A 16,726-nucleotide genomic window follows, 5' to 3' on the forward strand; every position below is an offset into this window, starting at 1 on the left:
CGCACAGTTGAGCAGGGCTGTAAAAGCTGATGAAATCAGCGTAGTAGAGCCCGCTCAACCACTGCGTCTTGCTCGACAATCCAAAGACAATTAAGAGGCTAGGACTTTTGTCCCAGCCTCTTTTTCAGTAAATATTCGATCTCTTTGACAATTAAGCTGTTTGCAAATTCAAATAGATCGCAGGAAAGGTCTCCGTGGTCATTGACCAAAATTGTCAGAATCCGACTTTGCTCGGAATTGCTGTGATAGTATTGGCAACTAAACTGTGTGGAACTATTCTGATAGGCCTCCTGTATCCTGTGGAGGTAGGCTTCTTTTCCCTGAATGATTTCTGGGGATTCTCCATGCAGCTCCCAGACGACATGCTCGTTTAAAAAAGTTTGATAAATGTCCCAATTACGCTGATTTTCCGCCTCGAAAAAGGTAAATAATTTCTCTAAATTTGTCATTTATGAAACATTTTTTTCCAAAGGGAGGTCTTCTTGAGGGGAGATGGTTTACTATCTGCTGGGTGGAGGACATCGGAAAATTGCTTGCTCAAGTCCTTTTCTTCAACGGTCACAGGACGATCACTATGGATAACCAAACCGAAAGGAGAGGATTGGCAAAAGGCGGAGACAATGGCGGCCTCGCAGCCTAAGTCTTTGGCGGTTTTTAGGTAAAAAACCTGCTGGCTGGATATGACTTCAGGCGATATTTTGACTGTGACGGGCTGGTAGCTTTCAGTGATCTTCTCAACTATTTCTTTAAAATGCTGTTTTAGAAGCGAAGAATTGGCATCCGAAATAGAGCAGTAAGCAATCACCCGCTCTTCAAAAGTTTCCAGAAATTTGCGCTGTTCATCAGGATTGAGCTTAGCATTTCCCTGAGATTTTTCCATGATAATATTATTTAGATCTGTCATATTTCTAGTATATCATAAATAAAGGATTTCTGATTTTCAAACCATTAAGAAAAAGATAGGATGTAACCGATTGCATTTCAAAATTTGTGATTTTTCACGCAAAGGCACTGTTTTTCCTTGAAAAAAAAGCGCTTTTGAGGTATCATAGACTAGTAAATAATTTTAAACAATAAGGAGAGTCAAAATGTCAATTATTACTGATGTTTACGCTCGCGAAGTCCTCGACTCACGCGGTAACCCAACACTTGAAGTAGAAGTTTATACTGAATCAGGTGCTTTCGGACGTGGTATGGTTCCTTCAGGAGCTTCTACTGGTGAACACGAAGCAGTTGAACTTCGTGATGGTGACAAATCTCGTTACGGCGGTCTTGGTACACAAAAAGCAGTTGACAACGTGAACAACGTTATCGCTGAAGCTATTATCGGTTACGATGTACGTGACCAACAAGCTATCGACCGTGCAATGATCGCTTTGGACGGTACTCCAAACAAAGGTAAATTGGGTGCGAACGCAATCCTTGGTGTGTCTATCGCTGTAGCTCGTGCTGCTGCTGACTACCTTGAAATCCCACTTTACAGCTACCTTGGTGGCTTCAACACTAAAGTTCTTCCAACTCCAATGATGAACATCATCAATGGTGGTTCTCACTCAGACGCTCCAATCGCTTTCCAAGAATTCATGATCGTACCTGCTGGTGCACCATCATTCAAAGAAGCTCTTCGTTGGGGTGCTGAAATCTTCCACGCTCTTAAGAAAATCCTTAAATCTCGTGGTTTGGAAACTGCTGTTGGTGACGAAGGTGGATTTGCTCCTCGTTTCGAAGGAACTGAAGATGGCGTAGAAACTATCATTGCTGCTATCGAAGCTGCTGGTTATGTTCCAGGTAAAGACGTATTTATCGGATTTGACTGTGCATCATCAGAATTCTACGATAAAGAACGTAAAGTTTACGACTACACTAAATTCGAAGGTGAAGGAGCTGCTGTACGTACTGCTGCAGAACAAATCGACTACCTTGAAGAATTGGTAAACAAATACCCAATCATCACTATCGAAGATGGTATGGACGAAAACGACTGGGATGGTTGGAAAGCTCTTACTGAACGTCTTGGTGGTAAAGTTCAATTGGTTGGTGACGACTTCTTCGTAACAAACACTTCTTACCTTGAAAAAGGTATTGCAGAAGGCGCAGCTAACTCAATCCTTATCAAAGTTAACCAAATCGGTACTCTTACTGAAACATTCGACGCTATTGAAATGGCGAAAGAAGCTGGTTACACTGCTGTTGTATCACACCGTTCAGGTGAAACTGAAGATTCAACAATCGCTGACATCGCAGTTGCAACTAACGCAGGACAAATCAAGACTGGTTCACTTTCACGTACAGACCGTATTGCTAAATACAACCAATTGCTTCGTATTGAAGATCAACTTGGTGAAGTTGCTGAATACCGTGGTTTGAAATCATTCTACAACTTGAAAAAATAATTCATTCTAATGGAATGAAGCAAATCCCTTGAGGTTAACTCAAGGGATTTTTAATAAATAGGGGGAGATTTTTGGGATGTTTTATTTCATTTTGTATATCCTAAGCAGAGAGTGGCTAGCTCTTACTGTTTTATTTATAGGCCTCTTTTTGGCTTATAAACGCAAATCATGCTCTCTGGCACTTTTGGCAGTTCTTTTATTTCTTACAATCACCAGTATATTCTGGTATCCTCAGTTCAGCCCATGGTTTGCTTTTCCCTTTTTATTTCTCGCTTTCTATTTATTGGTAAAAAGATATAGGTGGGTTCTTTATCCCGCTCTTGCTCTAGGAGCATTGTTAGTGGCATTTTCTCCTATTCTTGGGATATTTTTTACGGTTTATGTTCCGGTGAACCATTATGCCTATCTTGAGGAAAAAGGGCAGACAGTAGTGGTTCGGGAAGATTACTATGGAGCATTTTTTAGTGAAAGCGATATAGAAATCACGACCTATGTAAATGGTCAACTCCCTCTTGTCAATAAGATAGCTTATAAAAGAGTTCCTTTACATGATTTTAATAAGGACAAAGATGTCGATAAGGATGTTTTTCTTGCTCAACCCTTGACAAGGGAGCGATTGGAAGAATTACATGATTTTATGAATCGGAAATAGACTAAATGAGGCTCGCTGAATCAAAATAGCTGTTGGATCAGACATCCAACAGCTATTTTTGAATGAGATTTTAGAAAAGAGACTTAACTTTGTTGATGACGTCGTTGAGCCCTTTTGAATTTGCTACTAAATCTTTTGCCTTATCTAAGTATTCGCCTAGCTCATCTTTGTGGTCTTCGACAAACTTCTTAGCTGCATCAAAATCTTTCTTTTCGATCAATTCTTTTACTTGATTAAACAATTCTACTGGATTCATCTTGGATGCTCCTTTGATATTTTCTTTTGATCATTGGAAGGTCACGCAGACAGCTTCTGGCACATAGAAATCATGAGAAATTTCTGTTAATCGGCCTGTTTCAGGATCGCGTTTGAAGACAGTTGCGTTGTCCGAATCTTGGTGGACAGAGATGAGGTAGTTTTGGTCAGGTGTAATATTGAAATCGCGTGGATTTTTACCCTTTGTTGGCGTGATTTCAACAAGCTGTAGACTTCCATCAGCCAGAATTTGATAAACAGCTATTGAGTCATGGCCACGGTTAGAGCCATAGAGGAATTTCCCGTCAGCAGAGATACGGATGGCTGCCGTTCCGTTAAAATCTTCAAATCCTTCTGGGAGAGTTGAGACGGTCTGCAGGTGTTCAAACTGACCAACGCCATCATAAATCAATACTTCGATAGTAGAATTTAGTTCGCAGATAAGGTAAGCAATCTTATAGTGGTTATGAAAGACAATGTGGCGTGCCCCGGCTCCAGCAGCACATGTGTAGGTGGCCAATTTGTTCAGTTGTCCGTCTTCCGTCACATCGTAGGTAGTGACTTGATCTGTTCCGAGGTCACAAGTAATCAGATATTGATCGGGAGTCAAGTCAGCATAGTGGACATGGGCAGAGGCTTGATTGGCGTGAGGTCCTTGCCCGACATGGGTGTCTGAATCAGCCAGTTTTAGACTGCCATCTTCTTGTTGCTTGTAGACCAGCACTTGTCCCTTGTGGTAGTTGGCCCCGTAGACAAGTCCTCTTTCGTTATCTACAGCAACATAGCAAAGCGGTGCGCCTTCTTCAACCACATGATTGAGAAGCTGTCTCTTTTGGTCATAGGATGCAATCCCGCCTTGTCCGTCTTTGGCACCAACGGTGTACAGATGACCAGCTTGGTCAAAGGCTAGATAAGTAGGGCTTGGTTCTTCGGCTACTAATTCTAAGTTTGAGAGTTGTCCCTTTTCAGTGTCAAACTCTGCCTTGTAAATTCCTTGGGAATCTCGTCGGGTGTATGTTCCAAAATAAACTGTTTGAGTCATGTTTCCACCTCATTTTTTAAAATCAATCTATTATACCATAAAACGACTTAAGAAGCTGTTTGGATAGGAAAAGTCCTGTGTTTAGAGGAGAATTCAAAATTTTATCAAAAAATAGATAAAAAACAGATGGTGGGTAGGAAGGGGATAGACCACTTTGATAGAATGGAATTGTTCAAAAAAACAAATACGATCAGGAAAGCTCAAAATTCCTGTTTTCTAAAACAAAGGAGAAATCAAATGAACGTAAAAAAATTCGCTATGCTTGTAACTCTTATCGGAATGTCTGTCTTCTTCCTAGCTGCATGTGGCTCTAAGAATGCTGACAATAAAGAAATTAGTGATGGGAAAAAAGTAGATTTTAAGAAAGATGCTGTTGATCAAAAAACGAAAACAGTAGACGGCAAGGAAGTGACAGAGTATACCATGCCGGACGGAAACGTGATTCAAATCCCTGCGGATGGAGAAGAATTACCAACAGATGAATCTGAATCAACTGATAAATAAAAGTTATAACTTGTAGGTTGGAGGCAATATGTTTCAAATAAAAAAAATGAATCGTAAAACCATTCTATTGGGAAGCACGGTCATTCTTGCTTGTGCAGGGCTGGGAGGCTATGTACTTCTTCATCAGGTTAATCAACAACAAGCCATGAAAATGGTCGATAATAAGATTGATTCACTGACGGTCCAAGATGCTGTTAATAACAGTAAAAAAACAAGCCTAGTTTTATCTGGAGAAGTAGTTGCTAACAATAGTAGTAAGGTCAAGATTGACCCATCAAAAGGTGAAGTTAAGGAAGTATTCGTCAAAAATGGCGATACTGTTACACAAGGACAGCCTCTCTTTTCCTATGTGACATCTCAGGAATTGACAGCCCAGTCTGCTCAGTATGATGCTCAAGCTAAGGCCAATAGCATTACGGCCGCTCAAACTAGCGCATCTATCAAATGGGAAACCTATAACCGAAAGCTGGCTAATCTCAATACTCTTAAGAATAAATACAATTCTAGTAAGGATGAGTCTTTGTTAGATCAGATAAAATCTGCTGAAGACGAAGTTGCTCAAGCGCTAAGTGACGCTAAGACTGCTGACAATGAAGTAACGAACGCTCAGATTGAGGCCGAAAAGGCTCAGGTGACAGCTCAGACGGAATCAGACCGTATGAAATATGATACCGTGACGGCTGATACAGCGGGAACCATTACGTCGATGAACGAAGACTTGCCAACTCAGTCCAAGGCTAAAAAGGAAGAAGAAACCTTTATCGAAATCATGGACAAGTCCAAAACTTTGATCAAAGGGAGCGTTAGTGAATTTGACCGTGAGAAGCTGAGCGTGGGCCAGAGAGTAGATGTTGTGGACCGTAAGGATCCTAAGAAACGCTGGAGTGGTACCGTGACGCAAGTTGGCACCTTGACAACTGCAAATACTGGAAATAGCAATGGTGGAAATAAACAACAGGAAAATCCCAACCAAGGCAAGTATCCTTATACTGTCGAGCTGGACCAAGGCGGTGAAATGCCACTTGTAGGCTCCCATTCTTATGTCAATGTCGTAGAAAATGCTCCTGAGGCAGGCAAGGTAGTCGTCAACAAGGCCTATACTTTCAGTAAAAATGGTAAGACCTATGTCTGGAAGGTAGAGGGTAAAAAGGTAAAAATGAAGGAAGTTAAGACCAAGAAAGTTTCTGACCGTTTGGTAGAGATTACAGAAGGTCTGACTATGAAGGATACCATTTCGACGCCTAGAGAAGGCATGAAAGACGGGATGGAGGTAGGACAGAATGTTAAAGCTTAAGAACATCCACAAATCTTATCAACAGGGCAGTCAGGAATTTCCGATTTTGAAAGGAATTGATTTGCATGTGAAAGAGGGGGATTTTCTAGCGATTATGGGGCCGTCTGGATCAGGTAAGTCCACTTTGATGAACATTATCGGCTGTTTGGACAAGGCTAGCGCAGGTTCTTATCATATCGAAGGGACTGACGTCTCTGACCTGTCCGACAACCAACTATCCGATTTGCGTAATCAGAAGATTGGCTTTGTTTTCCAGAATTTCAACCTCATGCCTAAGCTGACAGCCTGTCAAAATGTTGAACTGCCTCTTACCTACATGAAAGTTCCTAAAAAAGAGAGACGCGAGCGCGCTTTGGAAATGCTGCGTTTGGTCGGTTTGGAAGAAAGAAGTGACTTCAAGCCTATGGAGCTGTCCGGTGGTCAAAAGCAACGGGTGGCCATTGCGCGTGCCTTGGTAACCAATCCCAGCTTTATTCTGGGAGACGAGCCGACTGGAGCGCTGGATACCAAGACCAGTGTTCAGATCATGGAGTTGTTCAAGCAGTTTAACGAACAAGGCAAAACCATTGTCATCATTACCCACGAGCCGGAAGTGGCTCAGCTTTGCAAGCAAACGGTTGTCTTGCGGGACGGTAATATAGAGACTCGGGCATTAGGATAGAAGGGGGCTATATGGAAGATATTTTTGTAGCTCTAAACTCCATCCTGTCCCACAAAATGCGCTCTATGCTGACCATGCTGGGGATTATCATCGGGATTGGCGCTATTATTGCTATCTTTTCCATCATTGAAGGAAATACAGAAAATACCAAGCGTCAGCTGATCGGTGGTAGCAATAATACCATCAAAGTCGTCTACGACAAGAAAAGCGCCATCGATCCCTCTATTCCAGAGAAATCCCAAGCGCAGAAGCCTTCCTACATTCCCTTCATGGGAGAGGATGTCTTGTCCAAAATCAAGGAAATTCCTGGAGTTAAAAATGCTTTGATGACCTATGGGGCGGACGAAAAGATTTACTATCTCAGTCAAAAGTCATCTAGCAAGGTTCAGGCGGTTTCCCAGTCGGTAGCTGACATTAAGCAGCAACGCCTGTTGGAAGGGGAGGGCTTTGACTCTGAAGCCTTCAAAAATCAAGAGCAAGTAACTTATCTAGAGAAGTCTCTTTATGATACTCTTTTTCCTAAGGGAGACGGCATCGGTAAGTACGTAGAAGTCAAGGGCAATCCTTTTAAAGTTATTGGCGTTTTTGAGTCGACTGAGCAGAGTGGCTTAACCTCTGGTTCGGAAAAGGTGGCCTATATTCCTCTGCAACAATGGCATCGGATTTTTGATACCATCAATGTCAGTCCAGAAGTCACCGTTCAGACCCACAAGGCCGATGATTTGAAGAAGGTGGCCAAGAAGGTCAGTGATTATCTCAATCAGCAGATGCCTCAGTCAGACTATATGTTTGGTGTGCTGAATCTGCAAGAATTTGAACGTCAATTGGATAACCTTAACCAGTCTAACTTTGTCTTGCTAGCGGGTATTGCCAGCATCTCCCTTTTAGTCGGAGGTATCGGTGTTATGAATATCATGCTGGTATCAGTGACAGAGCGGACACGTGAAATCGGGATTAAAAAGGCTCTGGGAGCTCGACGAAAGATCATTCTCAAGCAATTCCTGATTGAAGCAGTCATCCTGACTCTGATGGGAGGTATCATTGGCGTGGTAGCAGGTATCGCCTCTGGCTTCGCTATTACCCAGTCTTTGGCCTATCCTTATATTTTATCCCTCTTTTCAGTCTTTGTAAGTTTGCTCTTTTGTTGTATAATAGGAGTAGTATTTGGGCTCTTGCCGGCTGTGAAAGCATCCAAGCTGGATCCAATTGAAGCCCTGCGATTTGAATAAATAAAGGAGAATCAAGCATATATGCACAAGATTTTAGTAGTGGAAGACGATACTACGATCAATCAAGTCATTTGTGAATTTTTAAAAGAAAGTAACTATGCAGTTACACCAGTCTTTGATGGAGGCGAGGCTTTGCTTCAATTTGAAGCAGAGTCTTTTGACTTAGTTATTTTGGACATGATGTTACCAACCATGAGTGGGCTGGATGTCCTAAAGGAAATTCGCAAGACTTCTCAGATTCCAGTCATGATCCTGACGGCGCTAGATGATGAGTACACTCAGCTAGTCAGCTTTAACCACCTCATCAGTGACTATGTGACCAAGCCTTTCTCACCACTAATCTTAGTCAAACGGATTGAGAATATTCTGCGACGAAATACAGTTGCTTCAGAGATTACTGTTGGTGATTTGACTGTCTCTATCGATGATTGTACCGTTTACTGGCAGGAAGAAAAGATGCCTCTGACTAAGAAAGAGTATGAGATCTTGCAGGCTCTAGCCAAGAGAAAGGATCATTTAGTAACCCGTGATCAGCTCATGAATACCATCTGGGGCTACAGTGAGCTAGACAGTCGGGTGCTGGATAATCATATCAAGAACATTCGTAAGAAAATTCCAGGTATCCCTCTAAAAACCATCACAGGTATGGGCTATCAGCTTGGAGGAGAGGACACGTGAAGATTGTCAAAAAGAACTTCCTCTTGACGACTTTCATCATCTTTGTCGTTGTGACAATCGTTCTATCCACTCTCTATTTTGCCATGCCGGTTTATTACCAGCAGGTCAAGGGGGGAGAAGCCCAGCGTGAGTTTGCTCAGGTAGCCAAGCAGGTCAAGGGAAAGTCTAGCCAAGAAATCAGTGAGCTTTTGAGCAATTATAGCAAAAAAAGCAATCAGATCTGGTTCACCTTGCTGGCGAAAGACAATACGATTCTTTACCCAGCACTTGAAACGAATGGAGAAAGCTCTCTCCAGCTGACGATTGTTCCGACCATTGCCAATAGTAACTATGAAAGCAAGACTCTGTCAGAAAGTTTTCGGACGTCGGACGGCAAAGAAGTAGTCCTGCGAGGGGAATATTCTCTGCAACCCGTTTCGGATGCCAGTCGGATCTTGCTTAATCTCTATCCTTTTGTATTATTTTTGTCGTTGAGTCTGGGAGGGCTTGCTGCCTATCTCTATAGTCGGACCTCCAGTCAGCGAATTAAGGATATCTCCTCTAGCACTCGGCAAATGACGAGTCTGCTTCCAGATGTTTCCTGTCAGGTGAAAGGGCATGATGAAATTGCCGATCTAGCTCAGGATATCAATCACTTATATGCCAACCTCCTAGCAAGTATGGAAGCTCTGCGATTAGAAAATGAGAAAGTCGCAGAAAGTGAGCGCGAAAAGGCAGAATTTCTCCGAATGACTTCCCATGAACTCAAGACACCCATCACCAGCATGATGGGAATGATTGACGGGATGATTTATGGAGTGGGTGATTTTAAAGATCGGGACAAATACCTGCAGAAGTGCCGCAAAATATTGGAAGAACAATCAGGTCTAGTTCAGTCTATCCTAGCCATTTCAAAGCTAGAAATGACCATGGAGACAGAGCGAGAAATCTTCTCTCTCAAAGAGCTGCTTGAAGCAAATATCAGTACCTACAAGGTTCTGGCTGACCTCAAGCATTATCAATTTAATGTCCAACTTACAGAAACGAAAGTTCGAGGAAATAAGACCTATTTACTGAAAGCTATAAAGAATCTGATTGACAATGCCTTCCATTATACAGTAGAAGGCGGAGAAATCTTGGTTCGTTTAGAAGATGGGCTATTAATTGTAGAAAATGAAGCAGAGCGAGTGCTGGATGATTCACAGATCCAGCAGATTTTCCAGCCATTTTATCGCCCAGACTACAGTCGCAATCGTAAGGATGGTGGTACAGGACTGGGACTCTTTATCGTGCAGCAAATTTTAGAAAAGCACCATTTTACTTATCGCTTTGAAGCCGTTGAGAATAAATGGATGCGCTTCACGATTTTTTTACCTCAAATGGAACAGATATGAGGCTGGGACAAAAGTCCTAGTCTCTTAATTGTCTTTGGATTGTCGAGCAAGACGCAGTGGTTGAGTGGGCTCTATTACGCTTATTTCATCAGCTTTTATAGCCCTACTCAACTGTGCGGAGGTGGGACGACGAAATCGAATTCTAACGAATTACCGATTTCTGTCCCAATCTCATTTTTGCTTGGATTTTTATAGGATAAATGTTTGAAAAGCACTTTTATTCAAGTTTTGTTTTAAATTTAAAAGAAAAGTGCGAAAAACGCTTACAATATCACAAAATAATTGACTATTACCTTTATTAGGAGTAAACTAATGGGGTACATTTAAAAAAATAAAAGGAGAATTCATCATGAATTTAACATTTCTAGGACTTTGTATTGCCTGCTTTGGCGTCTCATTAGCTGAAGGTTTGATTATGAGCAATCTGTTTAAAGCAGCTTCACGTCAGCCAGAAATGGTTGACCAATTAAGAAGCTTGCTCATCATGGGTGTCGCTTTTGTTGAAGGTACTTTCTTCGTTACTTTGGTTATGTCTTTCATTATCAAATAGTTTTTTCTATTTTAGAAAAGGGGGTGTCAAACCTTGGAAGAGAGTCTTAATCCGACTATTCAGCTAGGCCCAATATCCTTTGATTTGACCCTGCTTGCTATGTCACTTGTGACCGTTTTGATGGTCTTTGGCTTTATCTACTGGGGCAGTAGAAAAATGTCCATCCGACCAAAAGGAAAGCAAAACTTACTTGAGTACGTCTATGATTTTGTCATTGGCTTTACTAAAGAAAATATTGGGGAACACTACATCAAAGATTATTCTTTGTTTATGTTTGCCTTGTTTCTTTTTATTGCAGTTGCCAATAATATCGGTTTGATGGCTAAAATTCAAACCACCAATGGCTACAATCTCTGGACCTCACCGACGGCAAATTTGGGCTATGACCTAGCCTTGTCCTTTATCATTACATTGATTAGTCATGTGGAAGGAATCCGTCGTCGTGGTTTTAAAGATTACTTAAAAGCTTTTGCAACACCTGGATTTATGACTCCAATGAATATCTTGGAAGAATTTACCAATTTTGCCTCCTTAGCTCTGCGGATTTTCGGAAATATCTTTGCAGGGGAAGTTTTGGCTGGCTTGTTGCTTACCTTGTCACAACAAGCATTTTATTGGTATCCAGCTGCTTTCCTAGGTAGTATGTTATGGACAGCCTTCTCGATATTTATTTCATGTATCCAGGCCTATGTCTTTACCATGCTGTCTTCGATGTATATCGGTAAGAAAATAAACGGTGAAGAATAGTAAGTAGAAAGGAAGAAAAGGAATGCACGTAACTATCGGTGCCATTATTGGTGACTTTATTCTCATCGCTGGTTCCTTCCTTTTATTAATTTTTTTAGTAAAGAAGTTTGCCTGGAGCAATATTACCAGTATCTTAGAAGAACGTTCTAAAAAGATTACGGATGATATTGACGGGGCTGAGTCAGCCCGTAAAAAGGCTGAGGAACTTGCGCAAAAACGTGAGAATGAATTAGCAGGAAGTCGTCAGGAAGCAACGACGATTATCGAACATGCTAAGGAAACAGCTGAAAAAAATAAGGCTGGAATTTTAGCGGATGCAGCTGAAGAAGCTGGACGTTTGAAAGCAAAAGCCAATCAGGAAATTGCTCAAAGCAAGGCAGAAGCCTTGAATAGCATTAAAGACGATGTGGCTGACCTAACAATAAGTCTTGCAAGTAAGATCTTGAGCCAGCAGCTTGATACAAAAGCACACAGTGAGCTTATTGATCGTTATATTGATAAATTAGGAGATGCTTAATGGACAAAAAGCACTATGCGGTAATTGAAAAATATACCTTGCCTTTTGTTCAATTAGTATTTGAAAAAGGTCAGCAACAAGATGTTTTTGAAAAACTAAGCCAAATTAAGGCTGTGTTTGAAGAAACAAATCTTGCTGACTTTTTATCACATATTGGCGTTGATGAGGGAGAGAAGGAGAAGGCTCTTCGACTTTTTCAAAACTCAGATTCACAGCTGATTGATAACTTTATCGAAGTCGTTATTCTCAATCATCGAGCAGATTTGTTCTACGATATGTTGGTAGAAATTCAGCATCAGATTGAGAAACAAAGCAATGAATTTGAAGTGACGGTTAAATCTGTTCAAGCATTGACAGACAGTCAAAAAGAAAGATTGAAACCAATGATCGAGCAAAAAATGGGCCTCAAGGTTCGCTCGCTCAAGCAGGAATTAGATGCTGGCCTGATCGGTGGCTTCGTCATTTCAGCCAATAATAAGACAATTGATGCAAGTATAAAACGTCAATTACAACTCGTAAAAGAAAATTTGAAATAGAAAGTGGTGTGAATTTTGGCGATTAACGCACAAGAAATCAGCGCTTTAATTAAGCAACAAATTGAAAATTTCCAGCCAAATTTTGACGTCACAGAAACTGGGGTCGTCACTTATATTGGTGATGGAATTGCTCGTGCCCACGGTCTTGATAATGCCATGAGTGGCGAGCTCTTGATTTTTGAAAATGGTTCTTATGGTATGGCCCAAAACTTGGAGTCAACCGATGTCGGAATCATTATCTTGGGTGATTTTACAGATATTCGTGAGGGCGATACGATTCGTCGTACGGGTAAAATCATGGAAGTTCCTGTTGGAGATGCTTTGATTGGTCGTGTCGTAGATCCACTCGGTCGTCCTGTTGACGGCTTGGGTGAGCTTGCTACAACTAAAACACGCCCTGTAGAAGCACCAGCTCCAGGAGTTATGCAACGGAAGTCTGTGTCAGAACCATTGCAAACAGGTTTGAAAGCTATTGATGCCCTTGTACCAATTGGTCGTGGTCAGCGGGAATTGATTATCGGTGACCGTCAGACTGGTAAAACTAGTATTGCCATCGATGCGATCCTCAACCAAAAAGGGCAGGATATGATCTGTATCTATGTTGCCATTGGTCAAAAGGAATCTACTGTCCGTACACAGGTGGAAACTCTTCGCCAGTATGGAGCCTTGGATTATACTATCGTGGTAACAGCATCAGCTTCACAACCATCTCCATTGCTTTTCTTGGCTCCTTATGCCGGTGTAGCAATGGCTGAAGAATTTATGTACAATGGCAAACACGTTCTCATCGTTTATGATGATTTGTCTAAACAAGCGGTAGCTTATCGTGAGCTTTCCCTCTTGCTTCGTCGTCCGCCAGGTCGTGAAGCCTTCCCAGGGGATGTTTTCTACCTTCACAGCCGTCTGCTTGAGCGTTCAGCTAAGGTTTCTGATGAGCTAGGTGGTGGCTCAATCACAGCCCTACCATTTATCGAGACACAAGCAGGAGATATCTCAGCCTATATCGCGACCAACGTGATTTCAATTACGGATGGACAAATCTTCCTTGGAGATGGTCTCTTTAATGCAGGTATTCGTCCAGCTATTGATGCGGGTTCATCTGTATCTCGGGTAGGTGGGTCTGCACAAATCAAGGCCATGAAGAAGGTTGCAGGAACCCTGCGTATTGACCTTGCTTCATATCGTGAGTTAGAAGCCTTTACCAAATTTGGTAGTGACCTCGATGCAGCAACTCAGGCTAAGTTGAACCGTGGACGCCGTACGGTAGAAGTATTGAAACAGCCAGTTCATGAGCCACTGCCAGTTGAAAAACAAGTTGTGATCCTTTATGCACTGACTCACGGCTTCCTTGATACAGTACCAGTGGATGAGATTCTTCAGTTTGAAGCAGAGCTTTTCGCTTACTTTGATGCTCATCATGAAGACATTTATGAAACCATTCGTCAGACAAAAGATTTGCCGAGCGAAGAAGTGCTGGACGCCGCTATTACTGAATTTATTAATCAGTCTAACTTCAAATAAGAATAGAGGTGTCAGATGGCAGTTTCATTAAATGATATCAAAAATAAAATTGCATCCACAAAAAACACCAGTCAAATCACTAATGCGATGCAGATGGTTTCTGCATCTAAGTTAGGAAAGTCCGAAGAAGCAGCAAAAAACTTCCAGGTTTATGCTTCTAAGGTTCGAAAACTCTTGACCGACCTTTTGCATGGACATGAGGAAGAAAATGTTAGCCATCATCCACTGCTAAAGAGCAGACCAGTTCAGAAAACGGCTTATATCGTCATTACGTCTGATCGTGGTTTGGTCGGTGGCTACAACGCAACCATCCTCAAATCCATGATGGAATTGATTTCGGAATACCACGAAAAAGATGACTATGTCATTATTTCGATCGGAGGAATGGGAGCGGATTTCTTCCGCGCACGAGGTATTCAACCGATTTATGAATTGCGCGGTTTAGCCAATCATCCGAGTTTTGATGAAGTTCGGAAAATCATTTCCAAGACCATTGAAATGTATCAGAATGAGCTTTTTGATGAACTTTATGTGTGCTATAACCACCATGTCAACAGTTTGACCAGTCAGATGCGGGTAGAGCAGATGTTGCCAATCGTCGACTTGGATCCTAGTGAAGCGGATGAGAACTATATCCTCAATCTAGAATTAGAATCCAGCCGAAACGCGATTTTAGATCAGCTCTTGCCTCAGTTTGCTGAAAGTATGATTTACGGAGCCATTATTGACGCAAAAACTGCTGAAAATGCTGCTGGTATGACAGCCATGCAGACAGCAACGGATAACGCTAAAAAAGTTATCAATGATTTGACCATTCAGTATAACCGTGCTAGACAAGCAGCTATCACGCAGGAAATTACTGAAATTGTGGCGGGTGCAAGTGCACTGGAATAGTGTCACAGAAAATAAATAGTATAAAGAGGAGAAAAGAATGAGCTCAGGCAAAATTACTCAGGTTATCGGACCGGTTGTAGACGTAGCGTTTGCAGCTGGCGACAAGCTACCTGAGATCAATAATGCACTTGTAGTCTATAAAAATGACGAAAAAAAATCAAAAATCGTCCTTGAAGTAGCTCTTGAGCTTGGTGATGGAGTGGTTCGGACCATCGCTATGGAATCAACGGATGGGTTGACTCGTGGCATGGAAGTGCTAGATACTGGCCGTCCAATTTCTGTGCCAGTCGGCAAAGAAACACTTGGTCGCGTCTTTAACGTTTTGGGAGATACCATTGACTTGGATGCTCCTTTTGCGGATGATGCAGAGCGCCAGCCAATCCATAAGAAAGCTCCAACCTTTGATGAGTTGTCTACTTCATCAGAGATCTTAGAAACAGGTATCAAGGTTATCGACCTTTTAGCACCTTATCTTAAAGGTGGTAAAGTCGGACTCTTCGGTGGTGCCGGAGTTGGTAAGACTGTCCTGATTCAGGAATTGATCCACAACATTGCCCAAGAGCATGGTGGTATTTCCGTATTTACCGGTGTTGGGGAACGTACTCGTGAAGGAAATGACCTTTACTGGGAAATGAAGGAATCTGGCGTTATCGAGAAAACAGCCATGGTCTTCGGTCAGATGAATGAGCCACCAGGAGCGCGTATGCGGGTTGCTTTGACTGGTTTGACGATTGCAGAATACTTCCGTGATGTGGAAGGTCAAGATGTCTTGCTCTTCATTGACAACATCTTCCGTTTCACGCAGGCAGGTTCTGAAGTTTCTGCCCTTTTGGGTCGGATGCCATCAGCCGTTGGTTACCAACCAACACTTGCGACAGAAATGGGGCAATTGCAAGAGCGTATCACATCGACTAAGAAAGGTTCTGTAACTTCTATTCAGGCCATCTACGTGCCAGCCGATGACTATACTGACCCGGCTCCAGCAACGGCTTTTGCCCACTTGGACTCTACAACCAACTTGGAACGTAAATTGGTTCAATTGGGGATTTATCCAGCCGTGGATCCGCTTGCTTCAAGCTCTCGGGCTCTTTCTCCTGAGATTGTTGGTGAAGAGCACTATGCAGTGGCTGCCGAAGTGAAACGCGTATTGCAACGTTATCATGAATTGCAGGATATCATTGCTATCCTAGGTATGGATGAGTTGTCAGATGAAGAAAAGACTTTGGTTGCGCGTGCGCGTCGGATTCAATTCTTCCTGTCTCAAAACTTCAACGTTGCGGAGCAATTTACTGGCCAGCCGGGATCTTATGTGCCTGTAGCTGAGACGGTTCGTGGCTTTAAAGAAATCCTCGAAGGCAAGTACGATAAGTTACCAGAAGATGCCTTCCGTGGTGTCGGTTCGATTGAGGATGTCATCGCTAAAGCTGAAAAAATGGGATTCTAAGAGGTGAATGATGGCTCAAATGACAGTACAAATCGTTACACCGGATGGTCTGATCTATGACCACCGTGCTGCATTTGTTTCCGTAAAAACGATTGACGGAGAAATGGGGATTTTGCCTCGCCATATCAATACAATTGCTGTTTTGGAAGTGGATCAAGTCAAGGTACGCAGAATCGATGATGACAAGCATATTGACTGGATTGCGGTCAACGGTGGCATCATAGAAATTGCTGATAATGTGATTACCATTATCGCGGACTCAGCTGAGCGTGAGCGTGATATTGATATCAGCCGTGCCGAGCGAGCTAAGCTGCGTGCTGAGAAAGAGATCGAAGAAGCCCAAGACAAGCATTTGATTGACCAAGAGAGACGCGCTAAAATCGCCCTCCAGCGTGCCATCAACCGTATTAACGTTGGAACAAGAATGTAATGAAAA

General features: G+C 42.4%; 20 protein-coding genes. 16 read left to right on the plus strand and 4 right to left on the minus strand.

Features of this window, described 5'->3' with window-relative positions; all coding sequences use genetic code 11:
* Positions 1 to 98: 98 nt before the first annotated feature.
* Together ACWPVL_RS08055 and ACWPVL_RS08060 are read right to left on the minus strand one after the other, a co-directional pair.
* Positions 99 to 449, minus strand: a complete 351-nt coding sequence (locus ACWPVL_RS08055; RefSeq protein WP_454388162.1) for a nuclear transport factor 2 family protein — start codon at positions 447 to 449, stop codon at positions 99 to 101.
* A complete protein-coding gene (locus tag ACWPVL_RS08060; RefSeq protein ID WP_454388164.1) occupies positions 446 to 904 on the minus strand; it encodes a DUF1694 domain-containing protein in 459 nt (152 codons plus the stop codon). The genes ACWPVL_RS08055 and ACWPVL_RS08060 overlap by 4 nt, the downstream gene beginning before the upstream one ends.
* Positions 905 to 1,088: 184 nt before the next feature.
* Between ACWPVL_RS08060 and eno the strand changes: the two genes are divergently transcribed.
* Both eno and ACWPVL_RS08070 read left to right on the plus strand, forming a co-directional pair.
* Positions 1,089 to 2,393 carry a surface-displayed alpha-enolase gene (gene eno / locus ACWPVL_RS08065; protein ID WP_015604660.1) on the plus strand — a complete coding sequence of 435 codons (1,305 nt, stop codon included), beginning with the start codon at positions 1,089 to 1,091 and terminating at the stop codon, positions 2,391 to 2,393.
* A 76-nt stretch (positions 2,394 to 2,469) separates the two neighbouring features.
* On the plus strand, positions 2,470 to 3,045 hold the full coding sequence (locus tag ACWPVL_RS08070; RefSeq protein ID WP_454388167.1) for a hypothetical protein: 576 nt from the start codon (positions 2,470 to 2,472) through the stop codon (positions 3,043 to 3,045).
* 70 nt (positions 3,046 to 3,115) lie between these two features.
* Here the strand turns inward: ACWPVL_RS08070 and ACWPVL_RS08075 are convergent, their stop codons facing one another.
* Both ACWPVL_RS08075 and ACWPVL_RS08080 read right to left on the minus strand, forming a co-directional pair.
* Positions 3,116 to 3,301 (minus strand): hypothetical protein, encoded by a 186-nt coding sequence (locus ACWPVL_RS08075; protein WP_454388169.1) that lies wholly within the window; start codon positions 3,299 to 3,301, stop codon positions 3,116 to 3,118.
* A gap of 30 nt (positions 3,302 to 3,331) precedes the next feature.
* Complete coding sequence (locus tag ACWPVL_RS08080; RefSeq protein ID WP_454388171.1) at positions 3,332 to 4,342, minus strand: lactonase family protein; 1,011 nt, start codon at positions 4,340 to 4,342, stop codon at positions 3,332 to 3,334.
* 237 nt (positions 4,343 to 4,579) lie between these two features.
* Here ACWPVL_RS08080 and ACWPVL_RS08085 point away from each other — a divergent pair, with 237 nt between their 5' ends.
* From ACWPVL_RS08085 to ACWPVL_RS08150, 14 genes are all read left to right on the plus strand, one after another.
* Positions 4,580 to 4,846 carry a hypothetical protein gene (locus ACWPVL_RS08085; protein ID WP_005592220.1) on the plus strand — a complete coding sequence of 89 codons (267 nt, stop codon included), beginning with the start codon at positions 4,580 to 4,582 and terminating at the stop codon, positions 4,844 to 4,846.
* A 28-nt stretch (positions 4,847 to 4,874) separates the two neighbouring features.
* A complete protein-coding gene (locus ACWPVL_RS08090; protein ID WP_454388173.1) occupies positions 4,875 to 6,140 on the plus strand; it encodes an efflux RND transporter periplasmic adaptor subunit in 1,266 nt (421 codons plus the stop codon).
* Positions 6,127 to 6,801 (plus strand): ABC transporter ATP-binding protein, encoded by a 675-nt coding sequence (locus ACWPVL_RS08095; protein WP_005589728.1) that lies wholly within the window; start codon positions 6,127 to 6,129, stop codon positions 6,799 to 6,801. Before ACWPVL_RS08090 ends, ACWPVL_RS08095 begins: the two co-directional genes overlap by 14 nt.
* Before the next feature lie 11 nt (positions 6,802 to 6,812).
* Positions 6,813 to 8,030, plus strand: a complete 1,218-nt coding sequence (locus tag ACWPVL_RS08100; RefSeq protein WP_048764025.1) for an ABC transporter permease — start codon at positions 6,813 to 6,815, stop codon at positions 8,028 to 8,030.
* Positions 8,031 to 8,051: 21 nt separating this feature from the next.
* The gene (locus ACWPVL_RS08105) at positions 8,052 to 8,708 is read left to right on the plus strand and encodes a response regulator transcription factor (protein WP_045496783.1); all 657 of its coding nucleotides are present in this window, start codon (positions 8,052 to 8,054) and stop codon (positions 8,706 to 8,708) included.
* On the plus strand, positions 8,705 to 10,081 hold the full coding sequence (locus ACWPVL_RS08110; RefSeq protein WP_454388176.1) for a sensor histidine kinase: 1,377 nt from the start codon (positions 8,705 to 8,707) through the stop codon (positions 10,079 to 10,081). The genes ACWPVL_RS08105 and ACWPVL_RS08110 overlap by 4 nt, the downstream gene beginning before the upstream one ends.
* 349 nt (positions 10,082 to 10,430) lie before the next feature.
* Complete coding sequence (locus ACWPVL_RS08115; protein WP_005589732.1) at positions 10,431 to 10,631, plus strand: F0F1 ATP synthase subunit C; 201 nt, start codon at positions 10,431 to 10,433, stop codon at positions 10,629 to 10,631.
* A gap of 33 nt (positions 10,632 to 10,664) precedes the next feature.
* Positions 10,665 to 11,378 (plus strand): F0F1 ATP synthase subunit A, encoded by a 714-nt coding sequence (gene atpB, locus ACWPVL_RS08120; RefSeq protein WP_045496788.1) that lies wholly within the window; start codon positions 10,665 to 10,667, stop codon positions 11,376 to 11,378.
* Positions 11,379 to 11,400: 22 nt separating this feature from the next.
* A complete protein-coding gene (gene atpF, locus ACWPVL_RS08125; protein ID WP_454388179.1) occupies positions 11,401 to 11,895 on the plus strand; it encodes a F0F1 ATP synthase subunit B in 495 nt (164 codons plus the stop codon).
* Entirely contained in the window at positions 11,895 to 12,431 is a 537-nt protein-coding gene (locus ACWPVL_RS08130; protein ID WP_062004702.1) for a F0F1 ATP synthase subunit delta, read from the plus strand. Before atpF ends, ACWPVL_RS08130 begins: the two co-directional genes overlap by 1 nt.
* A gap of 15 nt (positions 12,432 to 12,446) precedes the next feature.
* A complete protein-coding gene (atpA, locus tag ACWPVL_RS08135; protein WP_061910380.1) occupies positions 12,447 to 13,952 on the plus strand; it encodes a F0F1 ATP synthase subunit alpha in 1,506 nt (501 codons plus the stop codon).
* A 15-nt stretch (positions 13,953 to 13,967) separates the two neighbouring features.
* A complete protein-coding gene (locus tag ACWPVL_RS08140; protein ID WP_005589739.1) occupies positions 13,968 to 14,846 on the plus strand; it encodes a F0F1 ATP synthase subunit gamma in 879 nt (292 codons plus the stop codon).
* 37 nt (positions 14,847 to 14,883) lie between these two features.
* Positions 14,884 to 16,290, plus strand: coding sequence for a F0F1 ATP synthase subunit beta (atpD, locus tag ACWPVL_RS08145; protein WP_005589740.1), 1,407 nt, complete (start codon positions 14,884 to 14,886; stop codon positions 16,288 to 16,290).
* A 7-nt stretch (positions 16,291 to 16,297) separates the two neighbouring features.
* Positions 16,298 to 16,720 carry a F0F1 ATP synthase subunit epsilon gene (locus ACWPVL_RS08150; RefSeq protein ID WP_005589741.1) on the plus strand — a complete coding sequence of 141 codons (423 nt, stop codon included), beginning with the start codon at positions 16,298 to 16,300 and terminating at the stop codon, positions 16,718 to 16,720.
* Positions 16,721 to 16,726 lie beyond the last annotated feature (6 nt).

The organism is Streptococcus sp. Marseille-Q8145 (assembly GCF_965112035.1).